The sequence below is a fragment of the Gordonia sp. OPL2 genome, assembly GCF_003797825.1.
GTDB lineage: Bacteria > Actinomycetota > Actinomycetes > Mycobacteriales > Mycobacteriaceae > Gordonia.
On record NZ_RKME01000016.1, the window covers coordinates 56,002 to 73,663 of the forward strand.

The following is a 17,662-nucleotide window of genomic DNA, read 5'->3' on the forward strand; positions in this document are numbered from 1 at the left end:
TTCGACAATCGAGGTGTCTGCCACGCGTCGGCTTGCGCCATCGCCGAACCGGTCAGTCGTCGGCCCGATGAAGTTCGAGGACGCTGATCTCCGGCGGGGCGCCCACGCGAACCGGCGGGCCCCACGCCCCGGCGCCGCGTGTGGTGTAGAGGGTGGTGTTCCCGATCGTGTCGAGGCCTTCCACCGATGGTTGCTGCAATGGCACCAGATACCGGATGGGCCAGATCTGCCCGCCGTGCGTGTGACCCGACACCTGCATGTCGACGCCGAGGTCGGACGCCTCGAGGGCCTGACGCGGTTCGTGCGCCAGCAGCAGGACGAACCGCTGCGGATCCCGGCCGGCCAGAGCCGCGGGGAGGTCGGGTTCGTAGGGTTCGGGTGCGGTGTAGTCCTGGATGCCGGCGATATCGATGGTCGCGCCGTCACGTTCGATCTCGACCCGCTGGTTGCGCAGCGTGCGGACGCCGAGCCGCTCCCACTCGTCGAGCCAGGCGCCACCGTCGTCGGAGTAGAACTCGTGGTTGCCGCTGACGCCGAACACGCCGAGCGGAGCCGACAGCCCGGCCAGCGGGGCGAGGTCGGCGCCGACGTTGGGGATCGTCCCGTCGGTGAGGTCACCGGCGATCACGATCAGGTCCGGACGCTGGGCGTTCACCTCGTCGACGACCTTGCGGGTGAACGACGCCGATCGTGCCGGTCCGACATGGAGATCCGAGATCAGCACGACCCGAGTGCCGTCGAACCCGTCCGGTAACCCGGCCAGATTCACCTGCTGCGTCACGATCTGTGGCCGAGCCGCCTCGAACACGCCGTAGGTGGTGGTCGCCAGCGCACCGACGACGACCACGGCGGTCGCGACACGCACGAACGTTTTCCGCGGCCGGTCCGTGCCCTCCCCGGAGATGTTGCGGCTGCGGTTGACCAGCCGGTTGAACAGCCGCAACACCAGCGAGATGACCGCCACGATCGCCAGCCCGAGAACGAGGTAGAGCACGGCGGCCATCCAGGTGAGGCCGATGAACGCCGGGATGCGGAACCAGGTCGGATCGAGGATGCGGCCGGTCGCGACGCCGATGAGGGTCAGTGCCCACAGCACGACGAGAAGCACGTCGGTCACCACCGACCACGGGCGCGGCAGACCGGTCGCCCGGACCAGCCGTCGGTGGAGCCAGAAGGTGATGAGCGCGAAGAACAACGCCGCGAACAAGAGCATCGACACCACGTCGACGGTAATCGGTCGCGGGATCGGTGACGGTACTCGCAGGTCAGGGGGTTAGGACGAGCGACAGGACCGTGACCAACGGCGCGAAGGAAGCGCAAAACCACGCCCCTTCGTGACGCTCGCAAGCTCGCTCCTCAGGGAGCGGGTGACGACTGCCGGTCATGCGGGCTCAGGGAGCGGGTGACGACTGCCGGTCATGCGGGCTCGGGGAGCGGGTGACAACTCCCGGTCATGCCGGCCGCCGATCACGCGGCAGGATCAACCATGCGGCGACACTGGCCGCCACGAGGAAGAGGGCGCCGACGGCGAGCCCGATCTGGTAGCCGTCACGCGCGACGGTGGAGTGCGCGGCGATCGTCACCAGGACGGCGAGGCCGATCGTGCCGCCGAGCTGTCGGGAACTGTTGAGAACGCCCGAGGCGACCCCGGCGTCACCGGGGTCGACACCGGCGGTCCCGGCCGCACCGACGAGCACCATCGACCCGCCGATGCCGGTCGCCGCGAGCAGGGACGGCAGCAGGATGCCGGTCCAGAAGTCGAATTCAGCGGGCATGCGCGCGAACACGGCAAGCCCCGCGGCGCCCAGCAGCCCGAGCAGGGCGATCGAGTGGCGGACGCCGATGCGCGCGGTCAGCTTGCCCGACACCACGATGCCGACCCCGACGAAGACGCAGAACGGTAGGAACAGCACGCCCGTCAGATCGGGCGACACGTTCCACACCGTCTGGATGTAGAGCGAGCAGAAGTAGAAGGCGGCCAGCTGTCCGGCCGCGAGCATGAATCCGAATACGTTGGCGCCCAGAATACTTCGTGTCGCCAGGACGCGCGCCGGCATCAGCGGATGGCTGCCGAGTCGCTCGACGACGCCGAAGGCGATCAGCAGGACGACGGCGACCGCACCGCCGATCAGGGTGCGGGCCGATCCCCATCCATGATCACCGGTGGACGACACCGCGTACACAAGCGCTGCGACGCCGCCGGTCACCAGCAGTCCGCCGGTGAGATCGAGGCGGGTTCGCTCGCCGCGCGGGGTGCCCCGGGGTACGCCGCGCAGAGCTGCGATGAGGGCGACGGCGACGATGGGCACGTTCACGAACATGACGGCGCGCCAGTTCCACCAGTCGGTCAGGACACCACTGGCGACGACGCCGACCGCACCGCCGACCGCGCCTGCACCGCCCCACAGGCCCATCGCCTTCCGGCGGCGAGCCGGATCGGCGATCGTCGTCACGAGGGCGAGTGATGCGGGAGCCAGCAGTGCGGCGCCCAGTCCCTGCACGGCGCGGGCGGCGACCAGGACACCGGGGGTCGTCGCGAATCCGCCGACCACGCTCGCCACAGCGAAGACCGTCACCCCCACGAGGATGACCGCACGCCGACCCCAGACATCGCCGAGGCGACCACCCACCAGCATGAAGCCGGCGAAGCACAGCAGGTAGGCATTGACGACCCATTGCAGCCCGGCCTCGGTGAAGCCGAGATCACTCTGCATGGCAGGCAGGGCGATGTTGACCAGCGACATGTCGAGTGCAACGAGGAACTGCAGCGCGAAGACCGTCACCAGGAGCGCGGTGACACGGCTTCGGTTCGGGGTGGTGGTGATGGTCAACGACAACCTTCCGCTCGTACTTGTACGAATTGGTACGCGTACGAAATGTACTCCATGTCGTATGTCGAGCCAAGCCCTCGTGATGTATGCGTCAAGATGGATGGATGCCACCGACCCCGTCCCTGCAGCGCGACGACATCGTGGATGCGGCGATCCGCATCCTCGAACGAGACGGCGTGGACGGACTGAGCATGCGGCGCCTGGCGGTCGAGTTGGGGTCGAAACCGATGACCCTGTATCACTACGTCCCGAACAAGTCCGTGCTGTTGTCGCTGGCGTTGTCGGACATCGCGGCGCGGATACCGTGGCAGTCGCCGACCGGACCGCCGCGGACGCGGATGGTCACGATCGTGATGGACATGTACGACAAGCTGGGCGCTATCCCCTGGGTGGTCGCGATCCTGCGTCTGGGCACGAACGTGGGCACACCCGCCCTGGCGCTGGCGGACGAGTTCTTCGCCGCCGCATCCGAGATCGGTCTCGACGACCAGGACACCCTCGATCTCTGGCGGTCCACGTGGTATCTGGTCGTCTCCGAATTGCACTGGCAGGACGTGATGAGTCGCCGGGGCGCCGACGATCGCTCGTGGTACGAGACCATCGATCCCGCCGAGGTGGCCGACATGCCCCAGGTCTCTGCGCTGCTGCCGAGGTGGGGCGAGCTGTCGCGGGCGTTCGACCTCCACCGCGCCGTGGAGGCGCAGATCGACGGGGTTGTGGCCAGGGTCCGTGGGTGAGGGTGGCGGTCAGACCGTCGGTGCGAGTTCGGCGAGTCTCGGCAGGACGACGTCGCGCCATCCGGGGCCCATCCGTTCGAACGCCGCGGCCATCCGCGTGTCGTCGAGGTCGAAACCCGAATGTTCCAGCAGCAGACGGGTTCCGTGCCCCTCGGGGTGCAGCGACCAGGTGAGCGTCCAGTTCTCGGTGAACGTGTAGACGAAGCGCGACGGCCGCTCGGCCTCGAGGACGCGGCACGGTTGCGCACCGAATCCCGGCATCTCCAAGGTGAATTCGTGGCCGACGACCGCGGCGATGTTCCCCGGCGCCCACCATCGCGCCACCAGCTCGGGTTCGGTCAGGGTGCGCCAGACGGTCTCCGGGGACGCCGCGATGAACTGATCCACGCGAATGGTGGAACGGTGGGTGGTCATGTGTCGAGATCCTCTGCGATGTCGGCGATGTGGGACAGTCGGTGCCGCCAGAACCGTTCGAACGGGTGCAACCAGTCGCTCAGCTCGGCGAGCGGTTCGGCGGTCAGGTGATAGATGCGTCGGCGTCCGTCGGCGCGATCGGCCACGAGGCCCGCCTCCCGGAGCACGGTCAGGTGTTCGGTGACCGACGAGCGACTGAGCTCGAACTGCGATGTCAGCTCTCCGGCCGCCGTCGGCTGTTCGGCCACGAGCTCGAGCAGTCGACGGCGGACGGGATTGGCCAGGGCCAGGAAGACGCGATCGTCGGACATGGCGACAAGTTATGTCGGAAACTTCCGACATGTCAAGCGGCGTCCCTGGAACGAACACGGCCGGAAGCGTCGAAACGTCGTCGGCCTGCGCATTCGGCCGGTACCGTCCGTACCATGAAGCATCTTCTCCGTGGTCTCGTCGGGTTGGTCGCCGTGCTCTCGATAGGTGGCCTCGTGCCTGCGGTCGCGGGGGCGACGCCCTCCTCGGGAATCTCGGCCGTCACCCTGGCGGAGGGTGACATCCCCGCCGGCCTGTTGCCGTTCGTCCCCGACGGTGTCCACGTCGCGGTCCGCGAGATCACGATCGAGCCCGGCGGCACCACGGGCTGGCACTACCACGACGGCGATCTCGTCGGCCTGGTGCGGGCGGGCACGCTCACCCATCCCGGCGCCGACTGCAAGCCGGTCATCTACAACACCGGCCAGATCATCAGAGAGCCGCACGGCCAGGCGAATACGCATGTCGGGCGCAACCTCGGCTCGACGCCGGTGATCCTGGATGTCCTGTACCTCATCCCACTCGGCAAGCCGCTGTTCGAGGATGCGCCGGCTCCGGGGTGTGACACCCCCGCGTCTTGATGGCATGGCTCTCCGAGCCGCGTCGGGTGGTCGCGAGCCTGGCCCTGGGAATTGCCGCCGTCGCGGTTCTCCACGGCCTGGGTGGCTTTCCGTCCGGTCTCTCTTTCGTCGACGCCGGCGTCTTCGGTCTGCTCGCGTATCTCGTTGCGTACCTGGTGATCACCGTCGCCGCATTCTCGCGGGCCTCGACGCCCGAGATCCACGACTGGGCGCGACGGGAGAACCGTGGCACCGTCCTGCAGCGGTATGTCCTCGGGACCGCGCCGGGGCCGGGGGTGTCGCTGTTCATCGCGGCGGCAGCCCTTGCCGTCGCGATGATCTGGATGCCGGGGCATGGCGGGACCACCCTCGCCGAATCGCCGCGCATCGGTGTGGCGGTGGCGTTGATCATCGTGGCCTGGCTGTGCGTGGTCGTGTCCTACGCGGTGACCTTCCACGCGGATGACTTCATCGACGAGGGCGACACGGGACTCGATTTCCCGGGTGACAGCGATCCCGATTGGGTCGACTACGTGTATTTCTCGGTGGCCGTGATGACCACCTTCGGGACGACGGACGTCTCGGTGACGTCGCGCGAGATGCGACGGACGGTGACGGCCAATGCGGTGATCGCGTTCGTGTTCAACACCGTGATCATCGCGGCGGTGGTGTCGGCGCTGACGGGTTGAGGCGACGGAGCAGGATCGTCGCGCCGAGGGCGATCGCCCAGATCACGACGATCACGATGGTCAGTCCGAGCCAGTAGTCGCGGTCCAGGACACTGGAGTTGGCGGCGCCGTCGTCGGCGGGTCGCGGCAGGATCACCGGAAGTGCTAGCAGCACGACGACATTGGTGAGGGCGAGCGCGATCAGGACGGATCTGCTCCACCATGGCGGCAGCCACCGTCGCAGCACCCACGAGACGGCGAGGGCGACGGGGGCGAGAACCGCGTCGTGCAGGAACAGTCCCACGGCCAGCCAGATCACGATCGAGATCTGGTCGGCCGTCGAGAATCCCCACATCAGCGATACCCCGTAGGCAACGGCACCCACGCCGATGACGACGAGGGCGACGCGCACTAGTCGCTCCACCATCACAACACCTCGATCCGCGAGACCCACTTGGTCTGCATGACTCCGGGGAGGTCGGGTGCGATGAGCCGGCACGGATACCCGTGGTCGAGGTCGAGGGTGTTGCCGTTGAGGCGCAGTGCGAGGAGCGTGAGCGGATCGTGCGACTGCGCCACCGGGAGGGTGCTCACGCCGTACTGTCCGCGTTCGAGTGAGATGACGCGGACCGCGGCGCCGCCCTGTATGTCGACGAGGGCGGCCAGGTCGACGAGTCGGACCCCGGCCCAGGTCGCGAGCGCGCTCCACCCCTCCACGCAGGCGATCGGGAGTTGGACGGTGTGCTGGGGGAGGGCGGCCAGCTGGGCGAGTGTGAGGACGGTGGTGCGGCCGCCGCCGGCCACCGTGAGGCGGAAGTCGCCGCTCGATGCCGCGTCGACGACCTGCGCCGCCTGCGCGGTCCGGTTCACCGGCAGTCCCTGCGGACCGTCGCCGCTGCGCGGCGCCAGAAATGCGATCCGGCGCAGTGGGGTCACGGTCTGGCCGGCGAAGGCCACCGCGCTCAGGCCGGCGGCGATCCCGGTGACGGCCAGGAGTCCTCGCCGCGTCAGGACGGGTCCTCGGTCGCGTGGTGACGCGGAAACAGTTGCGATGTCGGATGTCTCGTCGATAGGGCCGCTGAGCGCCGTGCGGATCACGGGGAGCTTGACCGCGATGTGCACGGCGAGTGCACCGATCACGACATAGGCCATCGCGTGATGCGTAGTGGTGAAGAAGAACTTCCACGGGTACCACTGCGCGATGTTGAGCAGTCCGGTCATCAGCTGGAAGATGGTCGCCGACACCAGGACCGCGATCGATGCGCGTTCCAGGACACGTACCGGGGAGCCGAGCAGTGGTTTCTCGAAGAGCTTCGGGTACACGACGGCGAGTTTCGCGAGCAGCAGCGGGATGGCGACGCAACCGGAGATGACATGGACGCCCTGGGTGATGCGGTAGATCCACACCGGGCGGGAGACCCATGCGAACCACGACGGCGGATGCTGGATGCCATGACTGAGCAGTCCGGTCGCGAAGCAGATGGCGACACAGACGCCCAGCGCCAGTCCGATCCGCGCGGTGACGCGAGGACTGCGTAAGCCCGTGTCCGGCAGGCTGTCCTGATCAGGTGGCACCTCCCCGCGGGTCGTCATCGGTGGGACATCTCCACGACCTGACGGCCCGATTCCTCCCACGTACGACGCACCGACAGGCCGCTGGCGTGTGCGACGTCCTCGGCACCGAGGAGCCCGATCCGGGCCCACGGGAACCACGACCCCGTGACCTCGCTCGTCTCCACCCGCACCATCTCGCGCTCGACGTGCTCGACGGCGGGATCGATCTCCACCAGGATGGTGCCGCCGGGTCGCACGATCTCGCCCGCCCGGGTCAGGACCCGAGTCGGATCACCGCCGATGCCGACATTTCCGTCGATGACGAGCGCGGTGGTCCAGCGTCCCTCGCCCGGAAGAGGCTCGTGGATGTCGCGCTGCAGGACGGCGCGACCGCGGCGCCGCGCCATGGTCACCGCGACGGCCGAGCTGTCGACACCGAGGGCGATCATGTCCCGCGCCGTCAACGCGTCGAGCAGTCGGCCGGGTCCGCAGCCGAGGTCGATCGTGGACCCGACGCAATGGTGTGCCACGGCGGCGTCGAAGCGCAGGTCGGCGGCATCGACGTCGACGGCGCACCATCGGTTCACCGGCCAGTGCTCCACCGAGCCGTCGGAGTGTCGCAGACGGCAATCGCCGGAGGTGAACACGGCGTCGAAGGGATCGGAGCCGAGTGGCTGGGCGTCGACGCTCATCGGACGGATCGCTGTCCGCTGGCGACCGCAAGAGGCGTCTCCTGGTCCAACAGGGCTGCGGTACGGGCGAACTCGCTGTCGGCAGGGCACATCCGGACCACCCGATCGACGTCTCCGGGCTCATCGACATCGGACAACGTGTCGAGCGCGACGACGTCGAGACCGTAGTCGCGTAACGCGGAGCGTGTACGGACCCCGGTGTCGGGACGGGACATCGGGATGGTGGCCAATGTGCGGGAGCCACGGGCGAAGACGGTTCCGAATGCCCACCAACCGCCGTCCGCGGCGTCGCCGAGGACGCAGCGATCGCCGGCCGGATCGAGTTGGTCGAGCGCCTCCGCAAGCTGGTCGACACCCACCTGCGGTGTGTCCATACCGATCTGGACGACACGATCCATGCCGAGGGCCGCGGTGGTGACGTGCGCATGGACCAGGCGCTCGGCGAAGGACTCGCCACGTTGGCAAAATACCGTGCACCCGTCCAGTTCGGCCTGCAGTTCGTCGCGTCGGACCGCGGCGCGGAGATCACCGGTCTGGGCCACGACCACGGTGACACCCGTGGCCCGGCGTGCGGTCCGGAGGGTGTCGAGGAGGCCCGCAGCCGCGAGATGTGCTGCGCCGCAAAGGCCGTATCGAGGTGCGAGACGGGTTTTCGCCACGCCGGGGACAGGTGCCTTCGCCACGATCAGGATAGCTGCGCCTCTCATGACAGCACCGCGACGAAATCGCGTGCGGCGCGGGCGGAACCGCGGAGCGAACCGGACACTTTCGACTCCCCGGCGGTGCGCGCCGAGTACGCGACGTCGACCTCGGTCACCCGCAATCGGTGTTGTGCCGCGCGAAGGAGCAGTTCGACCGGGTAGCCACTCCGCCGGTCGTGAACGTCGAGATCGATCAGCACCTGCCGACGGATCGCCCGCATCGGTCCGATGTCGTGGACAGGGAGGCCGTATCGGTGACGGAGATACCAGGCGACACCGAGTGAGCCGGCCCGGGCGTGGATCGGCCACACAGTATTCCCGACCGGACGGCGCCGACCCGCCACGAGGTCTGCGTCCATGGCCAGTGGGGCCAGCAGTGATCGCAGGTCACCGGGATCCATCGAACCGTCGCCGTCGAGCGTGCAGATCACGTCACCGCTCGCGGCGAGCACCCCGGCCGTCACCGCCGATCCGTATCCCGGCCGGGATTCGGCGATCACCCGCGCGCCGGCACGCCGGGCGAGTTCCGCTGTGTCGTCGTCGGACCCGTTGTCGACGACGACGCACTCCATGCCGTCGGGCACCCGCGACACGACATCGCGGATCGAGCCCGCCTCGTTGCGACACGGGATGATGACGGAGACGTCGGACATGTTCACCTCTCTCACGCTAGGTGCGGGGAGGTGTGGGGTGTAGGGGTGCAGTGATGACGGAAGTGTGACATCGGGTCACCAGACCTCCACTTCGGCGGCGATCACCAATACCGTTGCCGTATGGCCGAAACCATCACCGGCGAGCCTGCGACGCAGCCTGCGCAGATGGACGACGTCGACGATGTCCGTGTCGTTCGTGACCTGGTGAGCGTCGCGATCGCGGCGGGTCTCGTCGCCGCGGCGATCGTGGTGCCGTTGGTCGTCGATCCGTCGCTCATGGCCCGGATCTTTGTGCGTACTCCGCCACTGCTGGCCAGTTGGCTCCCGCACACCGGGCCGGGGACGATCCCCGCGATCGTCCTTGCCGTCGCCGCGGTGGTGGTGATGCCGGCTGCGGCGCAACGACTCTCTTTCGGCGCATTAACCGTCGTGACGTGGATGTGGGCGCTGGGATGGACCATGTCGCTGGCACTCGTCGACGGATGGCGCCGCGGTGTCGCCGGACGACTCGTGCGGCCCGACGAGTACCTGGCCGAGGTACCCGGAGTCCACGGGGTCGGCGAGATGTTGCGGACGTTCTCGAGCCGAATCCTGGACGGCCAACCGGATTCGTGGACCACGCATGTCTCGGGCCATCCACCGGGCGCGTTGCTCACGTTCGTCACCCTGGACCGGATCGGGCTCGGCGGCGGCGCCTGGGCCGCGATCTGGTGCGTCGTCGTGGGCACGAGTGCGGCCGCCGCGGTCCTCATCACGGTGCGTCGCATCGGACGCGAGGACTGGGCGCGCCGGTGTGCGCCGTATCTGGTCCTGTTCCCGGGATGGGTGTGGGTGGGTGTGTCCGCCGACGGCTACTTCATGGGCGTCGCGGCCTGGGGAGTCTGCCTGATCGCGGTGTCGGCCACTGCTTTCGGTGGCCGTGCCGTCGCGGCCGCGGCGGGAGCGGGCCTGTTGCTGGGGTTCGCGATCTTCCTCAACTACGGGCTCGTCCTCATCGGTGCGGTGGTCCTCGCCGTGCTGATCGCGACGCGTACGGTCCGTCCGGTGCCCTGGGCCTGCGCTGCCGCACTCGTGGTGGTGGGTGCCTTCTGGGCGGCCGGATTCTGGTGGTTCGACGGCTACACGCTCGTCGTGGACCGCTACTACCAGGGCATCGCCAGTGAGCGTCCGTTCGCCTACTGGGGGTGGGCCAATCTCGCGGCCACGCTGTGCGCGCTGGGACCGGCGGTCGCGGCGGGACTCGGCCGTCTCGGACGGCGTGGGGTGTGGCAGTGCGCGGTACGTGAGTGGCGGCTGTGGCGGTACACGCCGGTGCTGCTCGTCGTCGGTGGCCTGGTGGCGATTCTCGCCGCCGACCTGAGCGCGCTCAGCAAGGCCGAGACCGAGCGGATCTGGCTGCCCTTCTCGCTGTGGGTGCTGGTGTCCACCGGACTGCTCCCGCGTCGGTACCAGCGTTTCTGGCTGATCGCGCAGGCCGCGGTCGCCCTCGTCATCAACCACCTGTTGCTAACCTATTGGTGAGTGAGAGCTGGTCGATGGTGCACATTCTGGTAGCCGACGACGACGTCGTCGTCGCGGACGTGGTCCGACGGTATCTGCAGCGGGACGGTATGGACGTCACCGTGGTCGACACCGGGTCGAAGGCACTCGAGAAGGTCGGCGACGGAACGGTCGACCTGGCGATTCTCGACGTCATGATGCCGGAGGGCGACGGCATCAGCGTGTGCGAGCAGATCCGGCGCGGTGTCCACGCCGAACTCCCCATCATCATGTTGACCGCGCTCGGAGAAGAAGAGGACCGCGTCGCCGGGCTCGAGTCCGGCGCCGACGACTACGTGGCCAAACCGTTCAGTCCCCGCGAACTCAGTCTGCGCGTGCAGTCGGTGCTGCGCCGGGCCACCGCCGCCCATCCGGTGCATCACACCGAGATCCGCGACGGCAACATCCGCGTCGACCCCGCGTCGTGTGCCGTCACCGTCGACGGCCGGGAGATCTCGACGACGAAAAGGGAATTCGATCTGCTCATGTACTTCCTCGGTCACCCCGGGGTGGTGTTCACCCGGGAAGAGTTGCTCGATCACGTCTGGGGATGGACGTTCGGGGACATCTCGACGGTGACGGTGCACGTGAAGCGGCTGCGCGCCAAGCTCGGAACGGCGGCCCGCATCGAGACGGTGTGGGGTCGCGGATACCGGTGGAACACTGCCGGCGACGGACCCGGGGCGGACACGGCATGACCGCCGAGAACCTTCGAATCCTCGGCGTTGCCCTGATGATGACCGCCCCGATAGCAGCCGTCGGCGCAGGCGTCATCTACCTGATCCGCGGTATGTCGCTGCGTGTCAACATGGTTGCGATCATCCTCGTCCCGATGATCTCGACCTTCGTCGCCGTGTACGGCGTCAGCGGGTTCATGTTCACCGAGGACAGTTCGCGGGTGGCCGCGGTCCTGGCGGCGGTCGCCCTGGTGACCGCCCCGCTGGCATTCCTCCTGGGGCACCTGCAGGCGAAACGCACGGTGTGGGAACGACAGATGCGAGACCAGGAGCGGGCCGCCGAACGATCGCGCCGCGAGCTGATCGCATGGGTGAGTCACGATCTGCGGACCCCGCTGGCCGACATCAAGGCCCTGGCCGAGGCGTTGGCCGATCAGGTGGTCACCTCGCCGGCGGAGGTGGGTGAGTTCGCCCGCGAGATCGACACGAACACCGTACGGCTGTCGCAGATGGTCGACGACCTCTTCGAGATGTCGCGAATCCACTCGGGCGCACTCGCCTTGGAACTCGAGCCGGTCGATGTGCGGGAGGTCGTCGACGAGGTGACGACCGCGTTGGGTGGGGCGACCCGCCGCGCTGCGGTGTCGCTGACCGTGATGGCACCGGCGGAACCGGTCACGGCCACCGCGAGTTCGACGGCTCTGTCGAGGGTGTTGACCAATCTGGTGATCAACGCGGTCGCCCACACCCGGCGAGGCGGATCGGTGGAGGTCATCGTCTCCGGGACCGTCGCCACCGTGTCGATCGCCGTCGAGGACGACGGTGTGGGGATTCCCGAGGAAGACCTGCCGCGCATCTTCGAGGTCGCCTACCGCGGTACCTCGTCACGGACCCCGGTCAACGGGGAGGGACTCCCGGTCGGATCGGGGATGGGCCTGGCGATCGCCCGCGGTCTGATCGATGCCCATGCCGGCGAGATCATCGCGTCGAACACCGAGCGCGGCAGCCGATTCGAGGTGATTCTGCCCGTGGTCCGGCCGCGGAGTGTCCCCACCCGGTCAGCCGGCGTTCGCTGACTCCCGCAGCGGTGCCGAGGCGAACTCGCCCAGCCCCTGATCGGGCGCGATCCGCGCCGCGAACCCCAGTACGTCCCGCGCCTTGGCCGGGTCGGCGACGATGTGCCGGATGTCCCCGGCCCGCAACTGCCCGGTGTACACCGGTTCCGGACCGCCCGTCGTCCGCGAGAGGATGTCGGCGACCGCACCGATCGTGACGGGTTGTCCGGAACAGACATTCACCGCAGAGAAGCCCTCGATCCCCGACGACACGGCGGCGAGGTTGGCCTCCGCGATGTCGTCGACGTGGATGAAGTCGCGCATCTGCCCGCCGTCCTCGAACACCAGCGGTGCCTCGCCGGCGGCGAGGCGCGAGCGGAAGATCGAGGCGACCCCGGCGTACGGGGTGTCCCGCGGCATACCCGGCCCGTAGACATTGTGATAGCGCAACGCGATCACCGACCCGCCGGTGGACAGCGCCCACGCGTGCGCATAGTGCTCTTGGGCGACCTTGCTGGCGGCGTAGAGGCTCTGCGGCAGAAGAGGCGCGTCCTCGCCGGTCAACTCCCAGCTGATCGGCCGGCCGTCGGGGGATCGATACTCGAAGTCGCCCATGCGCGCGTCCTCGGCTCGGCGCGTGGGGATCTCGTGGACCGGATCGCCGTCGGCGGTCAGCAGTCTTCCGGGCCCGTAGACCACCATCGACGACGCCAGGACGAGGCGGCGGCATCCCGTGCGGGTCATGGCGGCGAGTACCGCGGCGGTACCGAGGTCGTTGTGCCGCGCGTAGAGCGGGGCGTCCGAGGCGTCCACACCCATCCCGACCATCGCCGCCTGGTGGCAGACGACGTCGACGCCGTCGAGGAGGTCGGCGAGGGCCGCCGTGTCCGTCACGTCGATCGGGGTGACCCCGTCGGGGGGCTGTGCTGAGAATCCATGTGCCTCCGGGATCATCGCGTCGACCGCGATGACCTCGAATCCGCGCTGCCGCAGCAGATCACGGATGTGGGAGCCGATGAATCCGGCGGCCCCGGTGAGCATCACCCGGGGCACGTCGCCTCCTTCAGTGCGAGTTCGACGTCGTGATCGCCGGTTGCGCACTCGCATCCGTCGTCGGGGTCGATCGAACGGAGCGCGGAGACGAGCAGTGCCGCGAACGACGGGAGGTTGCGGGCGAACTCCGCGAACACCTCGTCGGCGGTCACCCCGGTCCCGACGGACACGCCTGCGTCGAGGTCGGTGACCAGACATGCGGTCGCGTAACAGATCTGCAGCTCCCGGGCTAGAACGGCCTCCGGGTGGCCCGTCATGTTGATCACCGACCATCCTTGAGCCGCGTACCACCGACTCTCCGCGCGGGTCGAGAACCGGGGGCCGTCGATCACCACGAGCGTGCCACCGTCCCGGACCGTCGACGACCCCTCGACCATGGCCGCACGGAGGGCGGGACAGTACGGGTCGGCGAACGACACGTGGATCGGCTGCTGCGACGTCGCACCCACTCGATCGAAGAATGTCTGATCACGGCCACTCGTCCGGTCGACAAGCTGATCGGGCACCACCACGGTGCCGGGGCCGTACCCGGGTTCCAGACTGCCGACGGCCGAGGCACTGACGAGTTTGCGTACGCCGAGCTCGTGCATCGCCCAGAGGTTCGCGCGGTAGGGGAGCCGGTGGGGCAGATACTCGTGCGCCACGCCGTGGCGGGGCAGGAACACGATCCGGCGACCGTCGAGTCGGCCGACGGTCAGCGGCGCAGACGGATCGCCGAACGGGGTGGTCAGGCGATGTTCGGAGACATCGGTGAAGGAACTGTCCTCCGCCAGCCAGGTGTAGAAGCCGGAACCACCGATGACCCCGATCGCGCCGTCGGGGTGCTCGTCGAGATCATCCATGCCTCCATCGTGGGCGCTGGGTCCGGTGCGGAACAGGGGTCGCCGGGCTCGGTCATACTTTCGTCACCGGTCCGAGGTGAATCGCCCCGCCCCCTCGGTTGCCGCCCACGTGCCCAGCAGGTGCAGCGACTCCTCCGCGACGGATCCGGGCACAGCGGTGTAGATGGTGAGGGTGAGTCCCGGATCGTCGGGCAATTCCATCGCCTCGTAGCCCAGTTCGATGTCGCCGATCGCACGGTGATGAAAGGTCTTGGTCCCGGAGATGTGTCGCCGCACGTTGTGGGCGGCCCATCGCGTGCGGAACTCGTCGCTGTTCATCGACAGCTCGCCGATGAGCTGGGCGAGGTCCGGATCGTGGGGGAAGCGTGCGGATTCGGTCCGGAGAATGGCGACGTTGGTGTCGGCGGCCCGCACCCAATCCGTGTACAGCTCGTGTGCGCCCGGATCGAGAAAGATGAAACGCGAATGATTCACTGGGCGTTCCCGGCCGCGGTACATCTCCGAATACAGCGCGCGGGCCAAGTGATTGGCGGCCACCATGTCCTGGGCCGGGTTGCGGATGAACGCCGCTGCGCCGGTGATGGCGTCGAGCATCGTCTGCAACCCGTCCCGAACGGTCCCCGGACGGGATCGCGCCGGTCTCCGGCGGCGTGGTGACGGGGAGGCGGCGCGCGCCAGGTCGAAGAGATGTTCGACCTCCGCGTCGTCGAGTTCGAGCGCGCGGGCCAGAGCGGACAGGACCGAGTCGGACGCACCGGCAAGATCGCCGCGCTCGATGCGTGAGTAGTACTCGACGCTCAGGCCGGCCAGCGTGGCGACCTCGCTGCGCCGCAGGCCGGGCACACGACGATTCGACCCGGCGGGCAGACCGACCTGCTCGGGTCGAAGTCTGGCCCGCCGGGACGTGAGGAAGTCGCTGATCTCCGCCCTGTTGTCCACCACCTGACCCTACGACGGCCTGTCCCGCCCAGGGGTGCCCTGCGAGTACACCCCTCGACAGGGCCTTTCCCGACGTGCCGACAGGCGGTTGCATGGATCATGTGCCGGTTGCGACGCGTCCGGACGATGAGAGGAGAACGTGTGCGTGGAGTGATTCTGCAGGGCCCCGGTGAGGTCATCGTCGAGCATCGCGACGACCCGACGATCGTCGAACCGACGGACGCGATCATCCGGGTGACGGCCGCCTGCGTGTGCGGATCGGATCTGTGGCCGTATCGCGGCATCGAGAACGTCGGCGATCCCGCCCCGATGGGACATGAATACGTGGGTGTCGTCGAGCAGATCGGCGAAGCGGTGACAACGGTGACTCCGGGAGACTTCGTGGTCGGGTCGTTCTTCGCCTCCGACAACACCTGCGAGATCTGTCGGTCCGGCTATCAGAGTTCCTGCGTACACCGTCAGCCCATGGGGGCGATCGGCTCCCAGGCCGAACTGCTGCGGGTGCCGCTGGCCGACGGGACCTTGGTGGCGACACCGGGGATGCCGGACGACGATCTGATCCCCAGCCTGCTGGCCGCCTCCGATGTGCTCGGCACGGGCTGGTTCGGTGCCGTGGCCGCCGAGGCCGGATCCGGCAAGACGGTCGCCGTCGTCGGCGACGGCGCGGTCGGCCTCCATGCCGTACTCGCGGCGCGTCAACTCGGCGCCGAACGGATCATCGCGATGAGCCGCCACGAATCGCGTCAGGCCTTGGCCCGCGAGTTCGGGGCGACCGACATCGTGACCGAACGCGGCGACGACGGCGTCGACCGGATCAAGGAACTCACCGACGGGCTCGGCGCACATTCGGTCATCGAGGCCGTCGGTACGCAGGAATCGATGATGCAGGCGATCCGCTCGACCCGGCCGGGCGGACACGTCGGCTACGTCGGCGTCAGCCACGACGTGGAGTTGCCGGGGCAGGAACTCTTCTTCTCCCACGTGCACCTGCACGGCGGCCCGGCCCCCGTCCGACGGTTCCTACCCGAACTCATCGATCTGATCTGGAATCGAAAGATCAACCCCGGCCGCGTGTTCGACCTCGAGCTGTCGCTCGACGACGCCGCCGAGGGCTACCGTGCCATGGATGAACGCCGCGCCGTCAAGGCGTTGCTGCGCCCCTGACGGTCGCTCGTGACCATCGTCCGTGACCGGCCCGACGAGAGGACATCTCATGCAGATCACCCGTAGTTCCACCAGTACGCAGAAGGGTCCCGCTGACTGGTTCACCGGCGATGTCTACATCGACGCCGTCGCGGCGGCACCCGCGCCGTCGCGGATCTCGGCGAACCTGGTGCACTTCATGCCGGGCGCCCGCACCCATTGGCACCGCCATCCGCTCAGCCAGACCGTGTTCGTCACCGAAGGCGTCGGTCTCTGTCAGCGGCGCGGCGGTCCCGTCGAGGTCATCCGGCCCGGCGATCGGGTGCTGTTCGAGGCCGACGAAGAGCACTGGCATGGCGCGACGGCGGACCGGCTGATGGTGCACCTGGCCATCAACGAGGCCGACGACGACCACGACGCCGTGCAGTGGCTCGACCCGGTCACCGATGTGGAATACGGCGCGACCCCGTCGTCGGACGTCGGCTGACGCTTCTGTCAGTGTTTCGTACGTCGGCTCCCGGCGTGCCAGTCCTCCTGGGTACCGACGTCGTCGACATCCACGCCGAACGCCCTGAGCTGGGGTTTCTCTCGGAGGCTGCGTTTGAGCTCCGCGAAGCCGGGGAAGCGTGCGAGCGCGACGACGTGATCCCACAGTTCGGCGGCGTCGTCGTCCTTCGGCAGTCTGCTGATGACCGGCCCGAAGAAGGCGACGCCCTCCGGCGGCTCGAAATGAATGATCGGTGTGCCCACGTCCCGGCCGGTCAGGGTGAGCGCCTCGTCGGTCTCGGCCCGGATCTCGTCGTCGAAGGACTCGTCGTCCAAGGCGGCCACATGGTGTGTCGGCAGACCGAGGTCGTCGAGGATCGGTGCGAGGAAGGCGTCGGTTCCCCGGTGATCACGGTTGTCGACCATGTACGTACCGGTGTGCGCTTCGAAGATACGGTTCCCGAACGCTTCGTACAGGGGACCGACGGCCGACCGGCCGTGCTCCCGCCGGACGGCGGCTGCCGCTCGGAGCAGTCGCAGTCCTGCGCTGTGCCCGGCTTCGTACTCGGGTGGGAAATGAGACGCATAGTCGATGTGCGCGTTGAGCAATCGCAGTGAGATGAAGCGCCAGTCGACGGTGTAGTCGCGCTGCGCCTGTACTTGTCGGACCCACTTGCTGGTCATCCAGGCGAACGGGCACACCGGATCGAAGTAGAAGTGGATGTCGTAGTCGGTCATCAGATCCTCCGCCCTGTCACGTCCACTCTCGCACGGCTACTCGCGCGGCCACGGCAGATGGATGTAACACT

The 17,662-nt window shown here is 68.2% G+C and carries 21 protein-coding genes; 8 read left to right on the forward strand and 13 right to left on the reverse strand.

The genetic code is table 11. The annotated features are described in order from the left end of the window. Positions 1–52: 52 nt before the first annotated feature. Together EEB19_RS15685 and EEB19_RS15690 are read right to left on the reverse strand one after the other, a co-directional pair. Positions 53–1,213, reverse strand: coding sequence for a metallophosphoesterase (locus tag EEB19_RS15685; protein WP_187588003.1), 1,161 nt, complete (start codon positions 1,211–1,213; stop codon positions 53–55). A gap of 238 nt (positions 1,214–1,451) precedes the next feature. Further along, positions 1,452–2,837, reverse strand: coding sequence for an MFS transporter (locus tag EEB19_RS15690; RefSeq protein WP_187587888.1), 1,386 nt, complete (start codon positions 2,835–2,837; stop codon positions 1,452–1,454). 98 nt (positions 2,838–2,935) lie between these two features. Here EEB19_RS15690 and EEB19_RS15695 point away from each other — a divergent pair, with 98 nt between their 5' ends. Continuing rightward, positions 2,936–3,568, forward strand: coding sequence for a TetR/AcrR family transcriptional regulator (locus EEB19_RS15695; RefSeq protein ID WP_187587890.1), 633 nt, complete (start codon positions 2,936–2,938; stop codon positions 3,566–3,568). A 9-nt stretch (positions 3,569–3,577) separates the two neighbouring features. On the opposite strand, the gene EEB19_RS15700 is transcribed toward EEB19_RS15695, so the two are convergent. Both EEB19_RS15700 and EEB19_RS15705 read right to left on the reverse strand, forming a co-directional pair. Then, entirely contained in the window at positions 3,578–3,982 is a 405-nt protein-coding gene (locus EEB19_RS15700; protein ID WP_187587892.1) for an SRPBCC domain-containing protein, read from the reverse strand. Continuing rightward, the gene (locus tag EEB19_RS15705; protein ID WP_187587894.1) at positions 3,979–4,293 is read right to left on the reverse strand and encodes a helix-turn-helix transcriptional regulator; all 315 of its coding nucleotides are present in this window, start codon (positions 4,291–4,293) and stop codon (positions 3,979–3,981) included. Before EEB19_RS15705 ends, EEB19_RS15700 begins: the two co-directional genes overlap by 4 nt. 114 nt (positions 4,294–4,407) lie before the next feature. Here EEB19_RS15705 and EEB19_RS15710 point away from each other — a divergent pair, with 114 nt between their 5' ends. Together EEB19_RS15710 and EEB19_RS15715 are read left to right on the forward strand one after the other, a co-directional pair. Beyond that, positions 4,408–4,872 carry a cupin domain-containing protein gene (locus tag EEB19_RS15710; RefSeq protein WP_187587896.1) on the forward strand — a complete coding sequence of 155 codons (465 nt, stop codon included), beginning with the start codon at positions 4,408–4,410 and terminating at the stop codon, positions 4,870–4,872. Continuing rightward, entirely contained in the window at positions 4,872–5,540 is a 669-nt protein-coding gene (locus EEB19_RS15715; protein WP_187587898.1) for a DUF1345 domain-containing protein, read from the forward strand. The genes EEB19_RS15710 and EEB19_RS15715 overlap by 1 nt, the downstream gene beginning before the upstream one ends. Here the strand turns inward: EEB19_RS15715 and EEB19_RS15720 are convergent. Genes EEB19_RS15720 through EEB19_RS15740 form a run of 5 tightly spaced genes read right to left on the reverse strand, consistent with a single transcriptional unit; the run spans position 5,506 to position 9,119 of the window. Further along, entirely contained in the window at positions 5,506–5,946 is a 441-nt protein-coding gene (locus EEB19_RS15720) for a hypothetical protein (protein ID WP_187587900.1), read from the reverse strand. The genes EEB19_RS15715 and EEB19_RS15720 overlap by 35 nt on opposite strands. After that, positions 5,946–7,112 (reverse strand): molybdopterin-dependent oxidoreductase, encoded by a 1,167-nt coding sequence (locus EEB19_RS15725; RefSeq protein WP_187587902.1) that lies wholly within the window; start codon positions 7,110–7,112, stop codon positions 5,946–5,948. Before EEB19_RS15725 ends, EEB19_RS15720 begins: the two co-directional genes overlap by 1 nt. Then, positions 7,109–7,765 (reverse strand): bifunctional 2-polyprenyl-6-hydroxyphenol methylase/3-demethylubiquinol 3-O-methyltransferase UbiG, encoded by a 657-nt coding sequence (locus EEB19_RS15730; RefSeq protein WP_187587904.1) that lies wholly within the window; start codon positions 7,763–7,765, stop codon positions 7,109–7,111. The genes EEB19_RS15725 and EEB19_RS15730 overlap by 4 nt, the downstream gene beginning before the upstream one ends. After that, positions 7,762–8,472 carry a DUF2064 domain-containing protein gene (locus tag EEB19_RS15735; RefSeq protein WP_187587905.1) on the reverse strand — a complete coding sequence of 237 codons (711 nt, stop codon included), beginning with the start codon at positions 8,470–8,472 and terminating at the stop codon, positions 7,762–7,764. The genes EEB19_RS15730 and EEB19_RS15735 overlap by 4 nt, the downstream gene beginning before the upstream one ends. After that, a complete protein-coding gene (locus EEB19_RS15740; protein WP_187587907.1) occupies positions 8,469–9,119 on the reverse strand; it encodes a glycosyltransferase family 2 protein in 651 nt (216 codons plus the stop codon). Before EEB19_RS15740 ends, EEB19_RS15735 begins: the two co-directional genes overlap by 4 nt. A gap of 120 nt (positions 9,120–9,239) precedes the next feature. Between EEB19_RS15740 and EEB19_RS15745 the strand changes: the two genes are divergently transcribed. The 3 genes from EEB19_RS15745 to EEB19_RS15755 are packed head-to-tail and all read left to right on the forward strand — an operon-like array spanning position 9,240 to position 12,411. Then, positions 9,240–10,640 carry a hypothetical protein gene (locus EEB19_RS15745; RefSeq protein WP_262365699.1) on the forward strand — a complete coding sequence of 467 codons (1,401 nt, stop codon included), beginning with the start codon at positions 9,240–9,242 and terminating at the stop codon, positions 10,638–10,640. Positions 10,641–10,654: 14 nt separating this feature from the next. Beyond that, entirely contained in the window at positions 10,655–11,356 is a 702-nt protein-coding gene (locus EEB19_RS15750; RefSeq protein WP_187588007.1) for a response regulator transcription factor, read from the forward strand. Further along, a complete protein-coding gene (locus tag EEB19_RS15755; RefSeq protein WP_187587909.1) occupies positions 11,353–12,411 on the forward strand; it encodes a sensor histidine kinase KdpD in 1,059 nt (352 codons plus the stop codon). The genes EEB19_RS15750 and EEB19_RS15755 overlap by 4 nt, the downstream gene beginning before the upstream one ends. Here EEB19_RS15755 and EEB19_RS15760 read toward each other — a convergent pair. The 3 genes from EEB19_RS15760 to EEB19_RS15770 all read right to left on the reverse strand — a co-directional run bounded on the left by EEB19_RS15760 (position 12,394) and on the right by EEB19_RS15770 (position 15,224). Beyond that, the gene (locus EEB19_RS15760; protein WP_262365704.1) at positions 12,394–13,431 is read right to left on the reverse strand and encodes an NAD-dependent epimerase/dehydratase family protein; all 1,038 of its coding nucleotides are present in this window, start codon (positions 13,429–13,431) and stop codon (positions 12,394–12,396) included. The two genes, EEB19_RS15755 and EEB19_RS15760, sit on opposite strands and share 18 nt — an antisense overlap. Continuing rightward, positions 13,431–14,285: an S-methyl-5'-thioadenosine phosphorylase gene (locus EEB19_RS15765; RefSeq protein WP_187587913.1), complete on the reverse strand. Its 855-nt coding sequence runs from the start codon at positions 14,283–14,285 to the stop codon at positions 13,431–13,433. Before EEB19_RS15765 ends, EEB19_RS15760 begins: the two co-directional genes overlap by 1 nt. Positions 14,286–14,348: 63 nt before the next feature. Then, positions 14,349–15,224 carry a helix-turn-helix domain-containing protein gene (locus EEB19_RS15770; RefSeq protein WP_187587915.1) on the reverse strand — a complete coding sequence of 292 codons (876 nt, stop codon included), beginning with the start codon at positions 15,222–15,224 and terminating at the stop codon, positions 14,349–14,351. 141 nt (positions 15,225–15,365) lie between these two features. On the opposite strand from EEB19_RS15770, the gene EEB19_RS15775 reads away from it, so the two are divergent. Together EEB19_RS15775 and EEB19_RS15780 are read left to right on the forward strand one after the other, a co-directional pair. After that, on the forward strand, positions 15,366–16,388 hold the full coding sequence (locus tag EEB19_RS15775; protein ID WP_187587917.1) for a zinc-dependent alcohol dehydrogenase family protein: 1,023 nt from the start codon (positions 15,366–15,368) through the stop codon (positions 16,386–16,388). Between the two features lie 49 nt (positions 16,389–16,437). Then, positions 16,438–16,854, forward strand: a complete 417-nt coding sequence (locus tag EEB19_RS15780; protein ID WP_187587919.1) for a cupin domain-containing protein — start codon at positions 16,438–16,440, stop codon at positions 16,852–16,854. An 8-nt stretch (positions 16,855–16,862) separates the two neighbouring features. Here the strand turns inward: EEB19_RS15780 and EEB19_RS15785 are convergent, their stop codons facing one another. After that, on the reverse strand, positions 16,863–17,591 hold the full coding sequence (locus tag EEB19_RS15785) for a hypothetical protein (protein ID WP_187587921.1): 729 nt from the start codon (positions 17,589–17,591) through the stop codon (positions 16,863–16,865). Positions 17,592–17,662 lie beyond the last annotated feature (71 nt).